Here is a 20,147-nt window from a genome sequence, read left to right as displayed (position 1 = left end):
ACCGCGGGCGGCCCTACCTGGACTGACTCCCTGCCATGCCTGAGAACGTCCACGAGTAGCGAATGATGCGGCCACGCATGGCCGCGGGCGCGCCCGTACAGCTCCCGCTGTGGCTGCTTCGGAGCCTGTCGCACTCGCCCGTTCCGTTCGGGGGGTGCAGGTGTATTCACGCCAGACGTTGGGCGCCTGCGTACCGACATATGGGAGGGTAGAGCTGGATTTTGAGCCGCTGCCCGACGGGGTGGCGTCCTATTGCGAGTTTGCCTGTACAGCGCAGCCAGAGCCGGAGCCTTGCTACCAGGATGCACTCCGAGGACGTCATGCAGGAGCTGGCCGGCGAGAAGGTCGAGGGCGCTGAAGGCCGTCGTGGCAACCCGGTGAGGGCGCGTGTCGTCGTACGCGCCTTGTCCTGGCACTGGGTCGCTGCCTGTGAGCAGGTCCAACGCCCACTGCGAGAGAATCATCGGCACCCTCCGCCGAGAAGTCCGTGACCACGCACTCATCCTGAGCGAAGCTCACGCGTAACCAGACCCTGACCACGTACCAAAGGCACTACAACACACATCGCCCCCACCGGGCCCGATGCCAACTACCTCCCCAAGCCCCCGAACACCGCCCCCGGTCCCCATGTTGGTCAGCCGCAGAGTCCTGCGCACCCGCGTGCTCGGCGGCGTGATCAACGAGTACAGACATGCCACCTGACCACGAGCGATGATTATTCGAGCCCCACAAGTCGGCGGCGCCTGCCAATGCCACTACCGACTCATTCCGTTCTCAGCTTGCGGTTTCCGGCTCGGTTCTTCGCGATGTTTCGTGTCTTCTTGGTTCTGCTTGACTCGGCGATCAGGGCGAGTACCGCCGGCGACGTCGACTCCTTGGCGAGGACGCGCTGCATCCAGTCCGTGACCTTCGCCCTCGGCCGGTGTCGGCGGATGACCATCCTTGATGGACAGGTAGACCAGCCAGTCGTGGATGCGGCGGCGAATGAACTCGCGGTACGCCTCCGTCTTGAGCTGGTCGATCTCCGGCAGGAGTTCGGCCGACCACTGCCGGAACTCGGCGGGACCGGTCACCTTCATCGCGATCCTGTCCACGAGGTCGACCACCGCCGTCTTGGACACCATGTCGATGGGGTCGGACGTGCTCGTCCGCGACGGCATCGTCGACGTCCACGTCGACGATGCCGGCCCCCGCCAGCAAATCGGCCACATCCGAATGCAATGTCATCGCTTCATCCGCGCAGTTGTCGGGCGGTGACGGTGGCGGTGTCGTCGCCGGATGCCAGGCGGAGGGCGTCCAGGGGCGCGGTCCACGAGCTGCGGCCGGGCGCGAGGGCGCAGATGATGGAGTACGGCCAGCCGGGGATGGGGATGTGCTGGACTTTGCCGCGGCCGTAGGTGTGACACCGGATCCGTTCCGGTGAGGTGTGGGCGTCGGGCCGTAGCCAGCAGGTGATGTCGATGGTCAGGACCAGCCGACCGTCGGCAGCCCTGGGCAGTGGCACCGCGGCCAGGGCCCGCCGCAGTCGGCCGGTGTTGACCCGGCCCTGGGCGAGGGCGGCGTAGAGCCCTCCGTGGCCGCGGTGGTCTTCGCCCACCAGCGGGGGTTCGGCCAGCGACCTCACCGGCCCGTCGCCACACAGAACGGCATCAGCCAGCTCGAACAACGCACATCCGAACGAGCGGTCAGACGGCGTAGAACTCGCCCCGGAAGCATGACAGTTCCGCCCATGCATCCTGCCGGCATCGTGATGCAACAGACTCATCCTCGCGGCCTTCGTGCTGGACGTGTGTGTTCCTTGGTCGGAGCACGTGTTGCGACGAAGGCCGCTTTGGCGTACGGCGGTTACCTAACCGCGTGATCAAGTTCGACACACCATTCGACGCCGGACGTTAAAGATCAAGCTAGCGGTGGATCCCCCACGAAGCCGTCTCCGCCCCCCGAGCATGGGAACGTGTCCGCATCGACATCCTCATCGCCGACGACTGGTGACCCCACGCGACGAGATGAGCATCGCCACCGTGCCGCAAAGCCACCAGCGAGTTCGAACGGTTCGTCGTCGCCTGCCGCGGCGACGCCGGCTTCGTGTGCTGCCGCGGTGGCTGACGCGTTTCATGCGCCGTCGGCCGCGGCCAACCGCGGCCCTGACGACTGCTCGCAGAAGATCAGGCGGCCTCCCAGGCCGCCTCGATCATCCGGAAGATCTCGTCCACGGCGGCCTGCGGGTCGTCCGCCTCGCGGGCCACCGCGTAGGCGTCGATCACGAACCGCGCGATCGCCCGGCACGCGGTGGTGGCCGGTGGCAGGCCGAGGTCGGCGGCGATGGCCGTGGCCAGGGACTCCGCGTGGCGCAGCCGCATCGACTCCTCGTACTCCCGCAGGGCGGGTGACGCGTCGATCATCTGCCAGACCGGGGCGTTGCTGTCCGCCGTGCAGTGGCGCACCAGGGCCTGGGTCTCGCGGCGCAGTGCGGGGATGAGCGGCTCGCCGGGGGCCCGGTCGGTGGCCGCCCGGGTGAGGCGTTGCTCGAAGTCCTGGTCCTGCTCGAAGACCAGGGCCTCCTTCGCGGCGAAGTGGGAGAAGAGCGTGGTGACAGCCACGTCGGCCTCGGCGGCGACATCGCGGATGCCCACCGCGTCGTACCCGCGTTCCAGGAAGAGCCGCAGGGCGGTGTCGGCGATCTTCTGGCGGGTCGCGGCCTTCTTGCGCTCACGGCGTCCGGTGGGCTCGGTCATGGCCTGACGCTACCAAATGCGAATCTGTAACCGTTTCAAAAAGCTAATTGCTAGTGTTACGGTCGGCGGCATGAAGAAAGTGAGCTTCGCCGAGTTCGGCGGCCCTGAGGTCCTGCAACTCACCGACGCCGAGGAGCCCCACGCCGGCCCCGGCCAGATACGCGTCGCCGTACGGGCGGCGGGTGTGAACCCCGTCGACTGGCGGATCCGCGAAGGCCAGTTCCAGAAGGTCCGTCCGGTCGAATTGCCCGCCGGAGTCGGGCAGGACGCCGCCGGGGTGGTGGACGAGGTCGGTGAGGGCGTCGAAGGGATGGAGGTCGGCACCCACGTGTTCGGGCGAGGCTCAGGCGCCTATGCCGAGTTCGCCGTGCTGGCGGCCTGGGCCCCGATGCCCGAGGGGCTGTCGTTCGAAGAGGCGGCCGGCTACCCCTCCGTGGTGGAGACCGCGCTGCGCATCATGCGCCAGACTGCGGTGCAGCCCGGGCAGACGCTGCTGGTCAGCGGCGCCTCCGGCGGGGTCGGATCGGCGGTGCTGCAGATCGCCCGTGACCGCGGCATCACGGTGATCGGCACGGCCGGGGCCGCGAACCAGGACTACCTGCGCGGCCTGGGCGCCCTCGCCACGACGTACGGCGAGGGCTGGACCGAGCGGGTGCGACAGCTCGGCCGGATCGACGCGGCCCTCGACCTGGCCGGCTCGGGTGTGATCCGCGAACTTGTCGAACTGACCGGAGACCCGCAGAGGGTGGTCTCCATCGCCGACCTCGGGGCGCCGGAGTTCGGTGTCCGGTATTCCGGCGTGACCGGGAACGTGCCGCAAGCCCTCGCCGAGGCCGTCGACCTCATCTCACGGGGAAAGCTCCACATCCCGGTCGAGAAGTCGTACACGCTCACCGAGGCCGCGGCGGCACACATCGACAGCAAGGCCGGTCACACGCGCGGGCGCCGGGTCATCGTCGTCTGAGCCGATTCCCGACCACGCGATCCGGATCATTCCCGGCCCGTCGCCGGTGTGGCTCGACGCCAACGGTGACCGCCTTCAGGCGCCGTACTTCCCCGGGTCCGACACGCTCGGGACGCTCAGGCGGATCCTCTCCACCGGCCACGACTACTCATGGTTCATCCTCAACGAGACGATCATCGGCAGGGAGTTCACGCTGTCCGGCTCCGAGCAGAACCCCGACATCACCGGCAAGGACATCAGGCACACGCTCCGCAGCCGGCTCGCGAAGGGCGCACCCGGGCCGGTCGACGCGTTCCGGCGCAAGGGCATCGACTTCGTCGTACGCGACAACCTGCGCGACCTCGTGGCCGGAATGAACGAACTCGCCCGCGGGCCCAAGCTGGACCACGACCATGTTGAACGCCAGCTGCGAGCGCGTGACCGGGAGACCGGGAACGCGTACTCCAAGGACGCCCAGCTGGCTGCCATCGCGAACGCGCGCCGCTACCGAGGCGAGCGGCTTCGCATCGCCAAGCCGCACCGGCTGCTCGATCCTCGGCACGGGCCGCTGATCGCGGTGCGCCTCAACATCCTCACCCGCAAGACCCTCGGCGGGATCGAAACCAACCTCGACTCGCAGGTCATGCGCACGGACGGCAGCCCGTACCCGGGGCTGTACGCCGCCGGCGAGGCCGCCGGGTTCGGCGGCGGTGGCGTGCATGGCTACAACGCGCTCGAAGGCACCTTCGTCGGCGGCTGCATCTTCTCCGGCCGCGCTGCCGGACGGGCGCTCGCCCGCCGGCTCGCGCCCGCCGACCGTCGTACGGAGGGACGCGCATGAGCAGGCAGCGGACCGCGCTGATCACCGGCGCCACATCCGGCATCGGCCGCGCCACATCCGACGCGTTCATCAACCGCGGCTACACCGTCATCGGCACCAGCCGCGACCCGGACTCGATCGATCCCGCCGCTCGGATCGACGGCGTCCGGTACCTGGCGCTCGATCTGGCCGACCGGGACAGCATCAAACGCTGTGCGAACAGCGTGGGGGCCATCGACGTACTGGTCAACAACGCCGGGGAGAGCCAGGTCGGGCCACTCGAAGAGCTCCACGACGACGCCGTGCAGCGGCTCTTCCAGCTCAACGTGCACGGCCCCGTCCACCTCACCCAGCTGCTGGTCGGGGGTATGCGAGAACGCCGTTACGGGCGAATCGTGATGGTCGGATCGATGAACGCGAGCTTCCCCGCCGCGTTCCGCTCCGCCTACGTCGCGTCAAAAGCGGCGCTCAAGGGATTCGCGACCGCCGCCCGCTACGAACTCACGCCGTTCGGAGTCTGGATCACCACCGTCGAACCCGGGGCGATCAGCACGGGCATCAGCGGGCGGCGAACGAAATACATCGCCGACGACTCGCCCTACCGCGAGCGCTACCGAACACTGCTGACCGCCCTCGACCGCAACGAACGCCGCGGCATCGACCCGGGGCGCGTCGCCGCGACGATCGTGTCGGCGATCGAAGCACGCCGGCCGAAACCCCTGTACGCCGTCGGCAGCAACGCCCCCATCGCGTTCGCGCTCAAACGGCTCCTTCCCGGCTCCGCGATGGAGCGGATCACCGCCAAGACCCACGACCTGGATCGACCATGGAGATGACATTCGACGAGTGGGTGGCCGGAGGCCGGCTTCCCTCAGCTTCAACCCCACTGCTACGACAGCGGGTTGGTGCATTTTTCACCTCCACTCCACCAACAACGCCTCACGGCGCAAACAAGATCAGCGACACACCTCGTTCATCCGAGCGCGATCCTGCACTTCAGCTCGCACGTGGGCACCTGTGCCGAATGCGGCTGATGGCCGCACCGACAGCGTGCCGCGTCGGCACACGAACTGATCCGACTCCCCGTGGTCCGGCGCAGATGCTGAGGTCCTTTGCCGGGACCGGCTCCGCGACCGCGGACACGATCTCCAGAATCGCGCCTGGGGCGGCAGCGCGCTCGTGTCCGTCCCCCGGCGCGCGGTGCGGGACCACAGCAGGCTGCCCGTTCCGGGTGCTCCGGTTCTTCAGCTATGACCGTGGTCTCGGCCGGTCCGGCCCGCTCGGCCTCGATGAACTGCCCGATCACCACCTCGGCCGCCCCAGGGCCTGGACACCGGACGCGGGGTCCTGCCGGGCCGGTTCACCCGGAGAGGAAATTTTCGGTGAAGCCCGCGAGCAGGGCGGCCAGGCCCACCTCGAAGGCGCGCTCGGCGCGCTCCGCGCCATGGGGTGCGGCCTCCAGGGCCCTGGCCAGTTCAGGGGCCTCGGCATCGTCGGGGATCTCCCACATGACTGCGGGGGCTGCAAGGTCCAGCGCGGAGCCGATGATGAAGTTCTCGACCGCGGTCACGACGGTCAGGGAGTCCTGGTCGGAGAAGCCCGCGTCGTGCAGCATGGCGATCACCCGCTCGTACGCACTGATGGAGAGGGGTGCGCGGACGGTGGTGGTGGCGAGGATGGGCACGAGGCGCGGATGGGCGGCGAACACCGCGCGGTAGGACCGGGCGAAGTCGGCCGTGTTCGCCTGCCAAGGGCGCTGGCCGAGCTGGTCGAGCCTGCCGAATTGGTCGAAGTCCATCTCCTCGACGACCTTCTCGCGCAGCAGTTCGATGACGCCTGCACGCCCGTCGACGTGGTGGTAGATGGAGGAGGTCTGCACGTTCAGTGATCGGGCGATCGCGGGCACGGTGAAGTCCCCCGTCTCGTCAACGATCGCCATGGCGGCGTTGGCGATGCGTTCGCGGTCCAGCAGCGCTACGTGCGGCCTGGCCATCGACAGTCCCCTCCTCGCGAGTTTTTTCTGTGGACTCTTCCTTCTCCGTGCTGCCCATGTTAGCTTGCATTTATCTAAAACGAAACGGTTTAGATAAAATGACCGGCGCCCTTGGATCGGCGCCCGCTCACCCTGGACCCTGCGATGGACGTCACCAGGACAGATTCCCCCCACACCGCCGCTACTCCACACCAGGTGCGGCGCGGCAACATCGGCGCCGACACCGTCTCGGGGGGCGTCGCCCACCCGCTTCCCCCCGGTCCGCCGGAGCCCCGCAGCCGCTGCGTCGCCCGACCGCCACCCGCGTCGGCGGCCGGCACACCTCCTGGCCCGTGGGCTGCGATCTGGCCGAAGTCGGTCGCGTCCGGCGCCGAGTCACCGCGCAGTTGCACAACTGGGCCCTGGAAGAAGACCTCATCGACACCGTGGAGTTCCTGGTCAGCGAGCTGGTCACCAACGCCCTGCGCTACGCCCCCGGCCCTGTCCGGCTCAACATACGGGTCCTTGGGCCCTTGCTGCGGTGCGAGGTCGAGGACACCAACCCCACCAGGCCACAACGCCGCACCGTCGCCTTGGACGCCGAAGGCGGTCGCGGCACGGTACTACTCGACGCGTTCACCGAAGCCTGGGCAAGTACCAGCACTCCCACCGGCAAGACCACCTGGTTCACACTGGCGCTTCGCGACACCTGGAAGAGCGGCCCGCGCACCGCTGCCTGAACTCACGACGAGCCCAGGGCAACCGGCGACGGCCACCGCCGCTAGCTGCGGCTCCAGCCGATGGGCACCTCTGGCCGAGCAAGCACTCGGCCGCCCCAGGGTCCAGGCGCCGGGCGCGGGCCCCTGCCAGGGCCGGTTCACCCGGCAGGCAGGCTCTCGGTGAAGCCCACAAGCAGGGCGGCCGGGGCCACCTCGAAGGCGCGGTCGGCGGGTTCCGTGCCATGGGTGCGGTGCCGCCTCGACGCCGAGCCCCCTGAGTCACGCAGCAGCTCGACAGCGGCGGCGCGTGACGGCGGCGAGAAGAGGTCTGCACGTTGAGTGCTCGGTCGGTGCCAGTTCCTCCACCACGTGACGTTTTCGAGACCCCCAGGCTCTTCCCCTCCGGTGCCGCACAGGTTAGCTTCCAGTTATCTAAACCGAAACGGTTTAGATAACTGCTGGCGCCCGCCGGTCGGGCGCCCGCCCCCTGACCCTGCGATGGGAGTCGCCATGACAGATTCCCCCCTCACCCCCGCTCCTCCGCCCCAGGCGCTGCGCGGCAATCTCGGCACGGGTGACGTCGCCTTCTTCGTGATCTCTGCTGCGGCTCCGCTGACCGTCATGGCCGGGATCGCCCCGGTCGCGATCATGTCCGGAGGCATCGGCGCACCCGCCGCCTACCTGTTCGCCGGTATCGCACTGGCTGTCTTCTCCGTCGGCTTCACCACGATGGCGCGCCACGTCGACGCAGGCGGTGCGTTCTACGCCTACATCACCCGAGGCATGGGCAAGCGGACCGGCATCGCTTCCGCATGCCTGGCCGTGTTCGCCTACAACGCCTTGCAGATCGGCATGTACGGGCTGTTCGCGACCGCCACCCAGGCCACTGTCCAGAGCCTTGTCGGCCTCGACATCCCGTGGCCGGTCTACGCGTTCGCCGCGATCGCCCTGGTCGCCCTCGCCGGCTACCGCAACATCGACTTCGGCGCGAAGCTCCTCGGTGTCCTGCTCGTCGCCGAGACCGGCATCCTCGCGCTCACCGACGCCGCGGTCGTCGTGCGGGGCGGAGCGCATGGCCTGGAGCTGTCGTCGTTCGCCCCCACGAACGCGGTCAGCCCCGGCACCGGGATCCTCCTCGCGTTCGCGTTCGGCGCGTTCATCGGCTTCGAGTCCACCGCGATCTACCGCGACGAGGCCCGCGACCCCAAGCGCACCATCCCCCGCGCCACCTACATCGCCGTCGGTTTCCTCGCCCTCTTCTACGCCTTCACCTGCTGGACCATCATCGAAGCGGTCGGCGCCGACCACGCCGTCCAAATCATCACCAAGGACCCGACGTCCGTGGTGTTCACCATGGCTGGCCAGTACCTCGGCGGCTGGGCCAGGAGCACCATGTACCTGCTGTTCGTCAGCAGTGTGTTCGCCGCGCTCCTGGCCTTCCACAACGCGATCAACCGCTACACCTTCAGCCTGGCTCGGGAAGGCATCCTGCCCGCCCGCCTCGGCCACACGCACCCCAAACACTGCTCCCCGCACACCGCCGGCACCGTGCAGACCGCACTCGCCGTCGTAGTCGTCGCCGCGTTCGCAATCGCCCACGCCGACCCCTACCTCCACCTACTGATCTGGGTGAACACCCCCGGGGTCATCGGCATCGTGCTGCTCCAGACCCTCACGGCACTCGCCGTCCCGCTGTACTTCAAGCGCACCGCCCACCAGGAAGGCCTGGTGCGCACCACGGTGGCGCCGGTCGTTTCCGCAGTCCTCATGGCAGGCGCGCTCTGCCTCATGATCAGCAAGATCGTCCTCCTCACCGGCGCGTCGGCCACCGTGAACAGCGTCCTGGTGGGCAGCGTCCCCGTCGTCCTCGTCGCCGGGTATGCCGCCGCCGCCGTGGTCCGTTCCAAGCGCCGCGAGGCCTACGACAGCCTCGCCCAGCCGCGCGAGGCTCTCACCCCCGAGCCCCCCGCAAACACTGCGAGCTGACCCGCGAAGCCCATGCCCCTTCGGTCCGGGCCACCCGACCCCCGTCTCCCCCCGCCTCAGCTTCGCCACCCCGCCCTTGTTGATGTGAGGAGCCAGCACCATGCCGCAGGCCGACACGATCGTCCTCGCCCACCGAATCCACACCCTCGACCCCGACAAGCCCGGCGCCACCGCCGTCGCCGTCACCGACGGCCTGATCACCGCTGTCGGCGACCACCACGACATCCGCGACTGGCGCGGCACGCACACCGAGATCATCGACCTCGAGAACTGCTATCTCACCCCTGGCCTGGTCGACGGCCACACCCACCCCGTCATGGGCCTCGACCTCGCCACCGGTATCGATCTGTCCACCGTCGCCACTCTCGACCAACTGCGCAACGTCCTCGCGAAGGCCGCCCAGTCCACTCCCCGCAGCGGCTGGGTCACCGGCTTCGGCCTCGAACACAGCGCCTTCGACGGCACCCCCATCACCGCAACAGTCATCGACGACGTGCTCGGCGACGTCCCCGCGCTACTGGGCCTGTACGACGGGCACTCCGCGCTCGCGTCCACCACAGCCCTGCACCTGGCCGGCATCACCGGCCCCCGCGACTTCCCCCAGCGCTCCACCATCGTCTGCGACCCGGACGGCCGACCCACCGGACACCTCCTGGAAGCGGCCGCCATGGAACTCGTCCACCGCATCGTCCCCCGCCCCGACAAGGCCCAGCGCCGCGCCCAACTGCGCACTCTCCTCGACGACATGGCATCCGCAGGCCTGACCGGCGGGCACGTCATGGACTGCGAAGGTGACGCCCTCGACCTGCTCACCTCACTCGACGACGAAGACGGGCTGCCACTGCGGCTGCGCCTGGCGCCGTGGTGCAGCCCCGGAGTCACCGACGACGAGCTCGACAGCCTGATCCGCGACCACGGCCGGCACGGCCGTAACTGGCAGCTCGGTGCCGTGAAGTTCTACATCGACGGAACCGTCGAAGGCGGCACCGCGTGGCTCGAACACGCCGACTGCCACGGGCAGGGCACCGAATCCTTCTGGCGCGACCCCTCCGCATACACGCGCGCCGTGCACCGTCTCGCGGCCGCGGGCGTCCAGACCGCCACCCACGCGACCGGCGACGCCGGAGTCCGCCACGTCCTCGACACCCTTGAAAGCGCCGACACCCGCTCCGTCATGCATCGCATCGAGCACATCGAGTCCCTGCCCCTGGAATACACCGGGCGATTCGCGAAGCTGGGCGTCGCCGCCTCGATGCAGCCAACCCACGCCGCCTACACCCGGGCCGATCACACCGACGAGTGGTCCCGCCGACTCGGACACCAGCGTGCCAATCGAGCCTGGTGCACCGGCGACATCCACGCCACCGGTGCCACCCTCGTCCTCGGCTCCGACTGGCCCATCGCCCACTACGACCCTCGGGAAGTCCTCGCGACCGCACGCCTGCGCCGCCTGCCCAGCCGTCCCGACGCCGCCCCTGTCACCCCCGGGCAGGCACTCGACGCGCTCGCCGCGCTCCATGGCATGACCACGAACCCCGCGAAAGTCGCCGGAGAGCAAGCGTCGACAGGGCGTATCGCCCCCGGCTACCGAGCCGACATCACCGTGTTCGGCGCGGACCCGGTGCACGCCCCCGCGGACGAACTCGCCGACGCGCCCATCGCGCTGACGATGCTCGGCGGCAACGTCACCCACCGCGCCTGACGCAAACGGGGCATCGATCTGACGACCTCGCGTAGTAGCCGAGCATGCGGGCGACCACGGGGGCGGGGTGGCGCAGCACGAGGTGGCGGATTGCCGTTCCGTGGTCCGCACGAGGAGCGGCACGCAGGTGTTCGCCGAGGGCGGCCAGTGGCAGATCGATGCCCTCGACTCCGGGCAGCACAATAGGCCAAGCCCTCCACCGTGCGCACAACGCCTCTGGTCATCTGACGAACCGACGTTCCGTCCGCCAGCACTCGCCTCAGTGATCTCGAACCTGCAGGGGCGCCGTATCGGCAACTCGCGTCAGGAGCGTGACTGCAAGATCGTGTAAGTGCTCATGCAGAGAGACGGCATCAGGAGGTGAAGGGATCGCCGCAGCGGCCGGAATGACCGGACAGGAAGTCACCTCGCTCTACCGACTGCTCGCCATCGCCAAGTACCACGACCGCTACGTCATCCCCACCGCATACGAAGCAGAAGGCCGACAGCTCGAAGAGACCGGGTGCAGTCTCATCGCCGCCCCGGAACAGCGGGGCGCCCGGATCAACCTGCTGAACTGGGACGCAGGGGCTGCCCCGATGGTCTCTTCCCGCCCGAGCGCCCGCAGGCGAAGGCGGCCGTGTCCGGGGCGCCGACAGCCCAGTGGAGGCGCCGTCCAGGCGCGAGCGGTCCCCCTGCCACAGTCGCACGCACACGGCGGTGTCGGGGATGCGGCTTCGGGTGACTGCCTCCACGATGAGGTCATGGTTCCCGTGGGTCCTGCGGACCGTTTCGATGCTTTCCGGGCCCTCGCCTCCCGGCGTGGGCGGCCGGGAGACCGGCTGATCGAGTCGCTGACCAAAGCCAGGGCGGGCAGAGCGGACGATCCCGAGGTCTGGGCTCCGGCGGTCGCCGCCGGTTTCGGCCTGCCCGCCGCCACCGCTCTCGGACCGGCTGGCTACTACGCGGACCTCGCCGCCCCGCACGGCCGCCGTCACGTTCGGGTCTGTGTGGCGACGGCGTGCTTCGCCTCGCAAGCCGGGCGGCATCTCACTGACGTGGAGGGGGAGCTGGGCGTCACCGCGGGCACGGTCTCACCAAGCGGCGCGGTGTCGGTGCAGGCCGTGCGCTGTCTGGGGTACTGCTACGCGGCACCCGCGGCGCTCGACGATGACACGCCCTGCACCGGCCCGACGCTGGCCGGTCAGCTGGCAGGGCACGAGCCCCCGCGGGCACCGCCGATCCCGGCGGCCGACGACACCGGAGACCCCGTGCTGCTGGGAGGCGTGGTCGCCGGTGAGCCCGCGTGGCAGGTATGGCCGCGGATGGTGACGGCAGGCACTCCTGACGAGGTCCAGCTGGAAGTGGCCGCATCCGGGCTGCGGGGGCGTGGCGGCGCGGGCTTCCGGGTCGCGGCGAAGTGGGAGGCGGCCGAGCGGGCACCCGGCACCGTTGTGGTGGCCAACGGAGACGAGGGAGATCCCGGCTCCTATGCCGACCGGCTGCTGATGGAGGCGGATCCCGAGAGGGTGCTGGAGGGCTTGGCGCTGGCCTGCTTCGCATGCGGAGCACGGCGCGGTGTGGTGTTGGTGCGCTCGGAGTACCCGCGTGCGCTGGCGCTGATGCGGGAAGCGGTCGGGCAGGCATACGCGGACGGGCACTTCGGCCCGGCGGTGCACGGCACAGACACGGCACTGGACGTCCAGGTGGTGGAGGGTGCCGGGTCGTATGTCGCGGGTGAGGAGACGGCCCTGATCGCGAGTTTGGAGGGGGACCGGGGCTGCGCCCGGCCGCGCCCGCCCTACCCGACCCAGCGCGGGCTGTGGGACGCGCCGACGGTGGTGAACAACGTCGAGACCCTGGCCGCCGTCCCGTGGATCGTCTCCCGGGGCGGTGAAGCGTACGCCCGGCGCGGGGCCCGCAACGAAACCGGGACGAAGCTGGTCTGCCTGTCCGAGCGGTTCGCCCGGCCGGGGGCGTACGAGGTCGAGCTCGGCACCCCGGTAAGGCGGATCGTCACCGAGCTGGGCGGCGGTCTGAAAGAAGGCGCCGAGTTGGCCGTGGTCCAAGTCGGCGGGCCGCTGGGCGGCTTCCTCGCCCCCGACGCACTGGACGTACCGCTGACCGCCGCCGACCTCGATGCCCGGGGCGCCGCCCTCGGCCACGCGGGTCTCGTCGCCTTCGACCAGCGCGTTGCTGCGGAGGATGTCATGCGGCACATCTGGCAGTTCGCCGCGGCCGAGAGCTGCGGAGCGTGCTCGCCCTGTCGCGTGGGCTCGCGCCGGGGCTTGGAGCTGGCCGCCGCGGGCGACCCGCCGGGAGATCAGTGGCAACGGCTGGCGCACGTTCTGGCCGAGGCGAGCCTGTGCGCCTTCGGACGGCGGATCCCCCCTGCTGTGCACAGTCTCGCCCGCGCCTACGGAGACCGGCTCGCGGGATGGGCCCCATGACCGGAATCGAGATCGAGGTCGACGGCAAGGGCGTCGACGTGCCCGAGGGAGCTTCGCTGCTCGCGGCGGTGCGGGCGGCCGGAATCGAGCTGCCCGCACTCTGCTCCGACGACCGGCTCAGCCCCGCCGGCTCCTGCCGTACGTGTCTCGTGCGGGCCGACGGGCGGATCGCGGCGGCCTGCGTGACCCCGGCCGCATCCGGGGCCCGGATCGAAACCACGACCGACGATCTTCGGCAGTTGCGCCGGGACGCGGTGGAGCTCATCGCCTCCGCCCTGCCGTCCCGTGCCCTCGCCGACGACAACCCCAGCGAGCTGGCGCATGTCTGCCGGTCGCTGGGGATCAGCCGCGAGGCGGCGCAGGGGGCCGGAGGCCGGGGCGGGGACGAGTCCCACCCGTACGTTCATCTCGACCGCGACCTGTGCATCGCCTGCGGCCGGTGCGTCCGCATGTGTGCCGAGGTGCAGGGCACTTTCGCCCTCACCCTGCTCGGCCGGGGTGCTGACACCGTCGTGGCCCCGGGTACAGGAGGGTCCTGGGCCGACTCGGACTGCGTGGCCTGCGGCGGCTGCGTCGACACCTGCCCCACCGGGGCGATCAGCGAGCCCGGTCCGGCGCGTGGGCTCACGTCCGGGATCCGCCCGGTGGCTGCCCGCACGCGCACCACGTGCGGCTACTGCGGCGTCGGGTGCGCGCTGGACGTCGTCACCAGCGACGGCGAGGTCACAGCGGTTCTGCCCGCCCGGGACGGCCCGGTCAACCAGGGGCACGCATGCGTCAAAGGGCGCTTCGCCCACGGATACCTCACCTCCCCCGAACGGCTCACCCGGCCCCTGATGCGACGCGGCGGCCGCCTGGAGCCGGTCGGCTGGGACGAGGCACTCAGCCATGTCGTCCGGGGACTGCGCGCGGCCGTTGACGCCGGCGGCCCGGACGCCGTGGCGGCGATCTCCTCGGCCCGGGCCACCAACGAGGAGAACTACCTCATCCAGAAGTTCATGCGGGTCGTCTTCGGCACCAACAACGTCGACAACTGCTCCCGGCTCTGCCACTCCCCCTCCGCCGCCGGCCTGACCGCCTCCTTCGGGCTCTCCGGCGGCACCGACAGCTTCGACGACGTCGAACGGGCCGACTGCCTGCTGGTGGTCGGAGCCAACCCCGTCGAAGCCCACCCCGTGGTCGGAGCACGACTGTTTCGCCGCGTGCTGCACGGGGCCAAGCTGGTCGTCGCCGACCCCCGCGCCGTCGGCCTCGCTCTCCATGCCGACGTTCACCTGCGCCCCCGCCCCGGCACCAACGTCGCGCTCTTCCACGGCCTCGCCCATGTCCTGCTCGTCGAAGGACTGACCGACGAGGAGTTTCTACGCGAGCGGGCCAACGGCCTACCAGAACTCACCGAGCTGCTGAACGACTACCCGCCCCACCGGGTCTCCGGCATCACCGGCGTACCCGCTGCGGACCTGGTCGCCGCCGCCCGGCTGTACGGCCGCGCCCGGCGGCCCGCGATCGTCTACGGCCTGGGCGTCACCGAGCACCTCCACGGCACGGACGGGGTGCGGTCGCTGGCCAACCTGGCGATCCTGCGCGGCGCCGTGGGCACCGACAGCGGGCACGGGGTCAACCCGCTGCGCGGCCAGAACAACGTCCAGGGCGCCTCCGACATGGGCGCATTGCCCGACCTCCTTCCCGGCTACGGAAAGGTGAGTGACCCGGCCGCACGGTCCCGGGCCGAGGCGGTGTGGGGCGTACCGGTTCCGCCCCGGCCCGGCCTGCGGATCCCGGACATGTTCGCCGCCGCACGGGGTGGGGATCTGCGTGCGCTGTGGGTCATCGGCGAGGACGTCTGCGCCACCGACCCCGACGCCAACCGGGTAGCCCAGGCTCTGGACGCGTGCCCGCTCGTGGTGTGCAACGAACTGTTCCTGTCCGAGACGGCCCGTCACGCGGACGTGGTGCTGCCGGTCGCGTCCTGGCTGGAGAAGGACGGCACCTTCGTCAACTTCGACCGCCGGTTCCAGCGGGTCCGCCCCGCCGTGCGCCCGCCGGGGGACGCCCGGACCGACTTCGATGTGATCCACGCCGCCGCCTCCGCGATGGGTGTCGACCTCGGTTGCCCGACCCCGGCCGACGCCCTGGCTGAGTGCGGACGGGTCGCGCCCGTCTTCGCCGGTCTCTCCCACGACCGACTGGACCGGGAGGGCGCCATCCCGTGGCCCTGCCCGGAACCCGGCCGTCCGGGGGAAGCCACCCTGTACGCGGAGAGGTTCGCGACGCCGGACGGGCGGGCCCACCTGGCCGCGGCCCCCTATCTCCCGCCCGGTGAACAGCCCGACGACGACTATCCGCTGGTCCTGGTCACCGGTCGGCGCTGGGCCCACTACAACTCCGGCAGCATGACCCGACGCGGCGCCAACCTCGCACTCGATCCGGTCGACTTCCTCGACCTGCACCCCGACGACGCCATGCGGTACGAGGTGCGGGACGGCGCGCAGGTCGCGGTGGAGAGCCGGCACGGGCGGGCCCGGCTCATCGCCCGGGTCAGCGAACAGACAGCCCCCGGACAGGTCTTCTGCTCCTTCCACTTCCCCGCAAGCGGCGTGAACCGCCTCACCTCCGACCACGCGGACACCGTCACGTCCTGCCCCGAGTACAAGGTCACCGCGGTACGCGTGGCCGCGCCGTGACCGCGTCCCGCCAAGGTGGCCGATGGGTACCGGAACTCCCGTACTGAAGCCCGGTGACGGGGACCGCGAGCCGGCGGCCCCCAGCGGGGAGCGCGGCCCCGCGGTGCAGACCCTGGCAACCGAGGACGTCTTCGCCACGCTGGAGACCTCGCCGCGGGGCCTGGCGGCGGCGGACGTGGCGGCGCGGCGGGACCGGTTCGGGTCCAACGAATTGCCACGCGCCGGGCGGAGAGGGCTGTGGCGAGACCTCGCCGGCCAGTTCACCGACCTGTTCGCCGTCGTGCTGCTCGTCGCATCGGCGATCACGTTCCTGGCCTATGGGCTTCAGGAGCCCCGTGACGTGGGCACCTTGCAGCTGGCCGTGGCGATTCTGGCCGTGGTGTTGCTGAACGCGGCGATCGGCTTCGCGCAGGAGTACTCGGCCGAGCGGACGGCGGAGTCGCTGCAGGCGATGGTGCCGCACACCTGCCGGGTGCTGCGCGACGGGGAGCGGCAGGAGCTGCCCGCGCGGGACCTGGTCCCCGGAGACGTCGTCGTCCTGGAAGCCGGTGACGCGGTGTCGGCGGACTGCCGACTCGTCGAGGCGCACGAGGTCTCGGTGAACAACGCGGCCCTGACCGGAGAGAGCGACGCCGTCGCGCGGACCGGTGAACCGGTGGCGAGCGGCCCGGTGCTTCAGGCCCGCAACTGCGTCTTCATGGGCACCGATATCGTGGCGGGCTCCGCGAAGGCCGTGGTGTTCGCCACCGGTGCGGCAACGGAGTTCGGACGCATCTTCCGGCTCACCGCAGCGGCGCCGCGGCAGAAGACCCCGCTACAGCGCCAGGTCGCCTTGATGGCCCGCCGGGTGGCGGCAGCGGCGTTGGCCATCGGAGCGGCCCTGTTCGCGGTGCGGGAGCCCACCGGGCAGCCATTCGTGGAGACCTTCGTGTTCGCCCTCGGGGTGATGGTCGCACTCGTGCCCGAAGGGCTGCCCGCGACGCTGTCAGTGTCGCTGGCGATCGGCGTTCGGCGCATGGCCCGTCGGCACGCGCTGGTCAAGCAGCTACTGGCGGTGGAGGCGCTCGGCTCCACCACCGTCGTGTGCACGGACAAGACCGGGACACTCACCCAGGCCGAGATGACCGTCGTCCAGGTGTGGGCCGACGGCGTTCCCCATGCCGTGTCCGGGGTGGGGTACGCGCCGGTCGGCGACGTGGCCGATCCCGGGCCGGTGCGCGAGCTGCTCCGGGCGGCGGGGCTGTGCTCCAACGCCCGGCTGGTCCTGCCGTCGGACCGCGAGGGTTGGCGGGTGCTCGGCGACACCACTGAGGGGGCACTGCTCGTCGCCGCGGCGAAGGCCGGTCTTGACCTGGCCGCCGAGGAAGCCGCCGCGCCACGTGTGGCGGAGTACCCGTTCGACTCAGCACGCAAGCTGATGAGCACCGTGCACAAGACATCCGATGGGTACAGCGCCTTTGTCAAAGGCGCACCGCAAGAACTCCTCGCCCGCTGCACCGCCATCAACTGGAGAGGTGAGCGGCAGCCGCTGACCGACGCACTGCGCGCGGCGGTGACCGTCGCCAACGACCAACTGGCTTCCCCAGGGCTGCGCGTGCTGGCGGTGGCATCGCGGCCCCTGGCCGAAGCCCACCCCGACCGGCACGAGGCCGAATCGGAGCTGACCCTTCTGGGCCTGGTCGGCATGCTCGACCCGCCGCGGCCGGAAGTCAGCGACGCCGTCGACGCCTGCCGACGGGCGGGGATCCGCATCGTCATGGTCACCGGGGACCACCCGCTGACCGCGGAGGCAGTCGCCCGTCGCGTCGGGATCGTGCGTCAGCCCGCGCCCGATGTCGTGACCGGCGCCCGGCTGGCCACGCTCGACGACGACGACCTTGACGGTCTGCTCACCGACTCCGGCGAGCTGCTGCTGTGCCGGGTCAGCCCCGAACACAAGATGCGGGTGGTCACCGCTCTGCAGCGGCGCGGAGAGGTCGTCGCGGTCACCGGCGACGGGGCGAACGACGCCCCTGCCCTCAAGCACGCTGACATCGGCGTCGCGATGGGCGCCTCCGGCACCGACGTCGCCCGGGAAGCCGCGGTCATGGTGCTGCTGGACGACTCCTTCGCTTCCATCACCACCGCGGTGAGACTCGGCCGATCGGTCTACCAGAACATCCGCAAGTTCCTGATCTACCTCTTCAGCCACAACATCGCCGAACTCGTGCCGATCCTGGCCGCGACCTTCGCCGGGTTTCCCCTGGTGCCGATCACCGCCGTGCAGATCCTCGCGATCGACCTCGGCTCCGACGTCCTGCCCGCCCTGGCGCTCGGCGCCGAGCCGCCAGAACCCGATGTCATGGACCGCCCGCCGCGCTCCCGGCGCGAACGGCTGTTCTCCACCGCCGTGATGGGGCGCATCCTCTTCCTGGGAGGCATCCAGGCCCTCGGCGTGACCGCCGTGTTCTTCTGGCATATCCACGCCTCCGGAATTCCGTACGCCGACTTCACCGAGGACGACGCCGTCTACCGGGAGGCGATCACCCTGGTCCAGGCAGGAATCGTGGTCAGCCAGTTCTTCAACGCACTCGCGGTGCGCACCGACCAGCAGAGCGTGTTCCGGATCGGGCTGCTGTCCAACCCGTGGCTGCTGGCCGCCGGATGCTTCGGCATCACCCTGATGGCGGCCATCAGCTACCTGCCCCCACTGCAAGCCGTCTTCAACACCGCGCCGCTGGACGCCGCCGACTGGGCGGTCCTCGCCGGGTTCGGAGCACTGCTGCTGGCCGCCGAGGAGACCCGCAAATGGTGGCTGCGCCGCCACCGGCCGACGAGTTCCAAGGGAGCAGCGGAATGAGAGTGATCATCACGGGCTGTGGGCGGGTGGGATCCACGCTCGCCGTCCAGCTCGTCGCCGAAGGCCACGACGTACGGCTCATCGACCGCCTGCCCAGAAGCCGCAGACTGCTGCCGACCGGTTTCCCCGGCCAGTTCCACGAAGGCAACGGGTACAGCCGCGCCGTGCTCGAGGCCGCCGGAATCGAGCACGCCGACGCGTTCGTCGCTGTCACCTCCGGGGACAACAGCAACATCGTCAGCGCCCGGACGGCGAAAGAGACCTACCGGGTCCCGATCGTCCTTGCCCGCATCTACGACCCCCGCCGCGCCGACATCTACCGTGAACTCGGCATCCCCACCATCGCCAGCGTCCGCTGGACGGTGCACCAGATCCACCAGATGCTGCTGCACCGCCACCTCACCCCCGAACTCACCTTCGGCAACGGCGAAACCCTCCTGATCCGATCCGAACTCCCCGCCTACCTCACCAGGCGGCGGCTGACCGAGTTCGACGTCGACGGCGAAATCCGCGTCGTGGAAGTCACCCGCGGCGGGCGCTCTCTCGTGCCCGCCCACAGCACCCCCGCCGAACCCGGCGACGTGGTCACCTTCGCCGTCGCCGCCACCGCCCTCGGCCGCCTGCGCGTGTTTCTGGACAAGGAGCTGGGGACATGAAGGCCCTCATCGCCGGCGCCGGGCGCCTGGGCACCCAGATCGCCCAGGTCCTCGCCGCCGCCCGCAACGACGTCACCCTCGTCGACGTCGACGAGGACCGCATCGCCGAGCTCGAAGGCCACCTTCCCGTACGCCTCGTCGCTGGTGACGCCTGCGAGCCCACCCTCCTCGAACACGCGGGCGCACTCACCGCCGACCTCATCATCGCCGCCACCGGCAACGACGAGGACAACCTCGTCATCAGCCTCCTCGCCAAGCGGCAGTTCGCCGTCCCCCGCGTCGCGGCGCGCGTCAACGACGCGGAGAACACATGGCTCTTCGACCAGGACTGGGGCGTCGACACCGCAGTCCCCACCGCCACGCCCCTCATCTCCCTCATCGAGGAAGCCACCGGCGCCACGGACACCGTGGCCCTCCTGCGCCTGAGCAAAGCGGGTGTCGATGTCATCGAAACCGCCATCACACCCCAGTCCCGCGCCGCAGGCCACACGCTCGCCGAGATCAGCCTCCCCGCAGGCACGGTCATAGCCACCGTCATCCGCGAAGGCCAACCCACCGTCCCGGCCCCCGAGATGCGGCTCCAGCCCGGCGACGAACTCCTCGTCGTCTCCCACGCCGCCACCGAACAAGAGATCCACGCCGCCTTCCAGTGACGGCCGTGG

At 70.2% G+C, this 20,147-nt stretch carries 13 protein-coding genes and 2 pseudogenes; 11 read left to right on the top strand and 4 right to left on the bottom strand.

What is annotated here, in order from left to right:
- Positions 1-755: 755 nt before the first annotated feature.
- From AC4BEG_RS30750 to AC4BEG_RS30740, 3 genes and pseudogenes are all read right to left on the bottom strand, one after another.
- Positions 756-1,124, bottom strand: coding sequence for a hypothetical protein (locus AC4BEG_RS30750; protein WP_490702924.1), 369 nt, complete (start codon positions 1,122-1,124; stop codon positions 756-758).
- A 113-nt stretch (positions 1,125-1,237) separates the two neighbouring features.
- A pseudogene (locus AC4BEG_RS30745) lies at positions 1,238-1,765 on the bottom strand (transposase); the annotation flags it as partial.
- Between the two features lie 400 nt (positions 1,766-2,165).
- Positions 2,166-2,735, bottom strand: a complete 570-nt coding sequence (locus tag AC4BEG_RS30740) for a TetR/AcrR family transcriptional regulator (RefSeq protein ID WP_490702923.1) — start codon at positions 2,733-2,735, stop codon at positions 2,166-2,168.
- A 70-nt stretch (positions 2,736-2,805) separates the two neighbouring features.
- Between AC4BEG_RS30740 and AC4BEG_RS30735 the strand changes: the two genes are divergently transcribed.
- From AC4BEG_RS30735 to AC4BEG_RS30725, 3 genes and pseudogenes are all read left to right on the top strand, one after another.
- A complete protein-coding gene (locus AC4BEG_RS30735; RefSeq protein ID WP_490702922.1) occupies positions 2,806-3,699 on the top strand; it encodes an NADP-dependent oxidoreductase in 894 nt (297 codons plus the stop codon).
- A 1-nt stretch (position 3,700) separates the two neighbouring features.
- A pseudogene (locus tag AC4BEG_RS30730) lies at positions 3,701-4,519 on the top strand (FAD-binding protein); the annotation flags it as partial.
- The gene (locus tag AC4BEG_RS30725; protein WP_490702921.1) at positions 4,516-5,334 is read left to right on the top strand and encodes an SDR family oxidoreductase; all 819 of its coding nucleotides are present in this window, start codon (positions 4,516-4,518) and stop codon (positions 5,332-5,334) included. The pseudogene AC4BEG_RS30730 and the gene AC4BEG_RS30725, both read left to right, overlap by 4 nt.
- 524 nt (positions 5,335-5,858) lie before the next feature.
- On the opposite strand, the gene AC4BEG_RS30720 is transcribed toward AC4BEG_RS30725, so the two are convergent.
- The gene (locus AC4BEG_RS30720; protein WP_490702920.1) at positions 5,859-6,491 is read right to left on the bottom strand and encodes a TetR/AcrR family transcriptional regulator; all 633 of its coding nucleotides are present in this window, start codon (positions 6,489-6,491) and stop codon (positions 5,859-5,861) included.
- Positions 6,492-6,823: 332 nt separating this feature from the next.
- Here AC4BEG_RS30720 and AC4BEG_RS30715 point away from each other — a divergent pair, with 332 nt between their 5' ends.
- The 8 genes from AC4BEG_RS30715 (at position 6,824) to AC4BEG_RS30680 (ending at position 20,138) form a co-directional block, all read left to right on the top strand.
- A complete protein-coding gene (locus AC4BEG_RS30715; protein ID WP_490702919.1) occupies positions 6,824-7,210 on the top strand; it encodes an ATP-binding protein in 387 nt (128 codons plus the stop codon).
- Between the two features lie 489 nt (positions 7,211-7,699).
- The gene (locus tag AC4BEG_RS30710) at positions 7,700-9,175 is read left to right on the top strand and encodes an APC family permease (protein ID WP_490702918.1); all 1,476 of its coding nucleotides are present in this window, start codon (positions 7,700-7,702) and stop codon (positions 9,173-9,175) included.
- Between the two features lie 100 nt (positions 9,176-9,275).
- Positions 9,276-10,877: an amidohydrolase gene (locus tag AC4BEG_RS30705; protein WP_490702917.1), complete on the top strand. Its 1,602-nt coding sequence runs from the start codon at positions 9,276-9,278 to the stop codon at positions 10,875-10,877.
- Between the two features lie 386 nt (positions 10,878-11,263).
- Positions 11,264-13,306: an NAD(P)H-dependent oxidoreductase subunit E gene (locus AC4BEG_RS30700; RefSeq protein WP_490702916.1), complete on the top strand. Its 2,043-nt coding sequence runs from the start codon at positions 11,264-11,266 to the stop codon at positions 13,304-13,306.
- Positions 13,303-15,990 carry a formate dehydrogenase subunit alpha gene (gene fdhF, locus AC4BEG_RS30695; protein ID WP_490702915.1) on the top strand — a complete coding sequence of 896 codons (2,688 nt, stop codon included), beginning with the start codon at positions 13,303-13,305 and terminating at the stop codon, positions 15,988-15,990. The genes AC4BEG_RS30700 and fdhF overlap by 4 nt, the downstream gene beginning before the upstream one ends.
- 22 nt (positions 15,991-16,012) lie before the next feature.
- Positions 16,013-18,829, top strand: a complete 2,817-nt coding sequence (locus AC4BEG_RS30690; protein WP_490702914.1) for a cation-translocating P-type ATPase — start codon at positions 16,013-16,015, stop codon at positions 18,827-18,829.
- Positions 18,826-19,485 (top strand): potassium channel family protein, encoded by a 660-nt coding sequence (locus AC4BEG_RS30685; protein ID WP_490702913.1) that lies wholly within the window; start codon positions 18,826-18,828, stop codon positions 19,483-19,485. Before AC4BEG_RS30690 ends, AC4BEG_RS30685 begins: the two co-directional genes overlap by 4 nt.
- Positions 19,482-20,138, top strand: a complete 657-nt coding sequence (locus AC4BEG_RS30680; protein WP_490702912.1) for a potassium channel family protein — start codon at positions 19,482-19,484, stop codon at positions 20,136-20,138. Before AC4BEG_RS30685 ends, AC4BEG_RS30680 begins: the two co-directional genes overlap by 4 nt.
- Positions 20,139-20,147: the final 9 nt, after the last annotated feature.

This window comes from Streptomyces sp. JLBJ103, from assembly GCF_058215575.1.
Note: the sequence above shows the minus strand (reverse complement) of the source record. Positions and strands in the feature narration are given on the sequence as shown.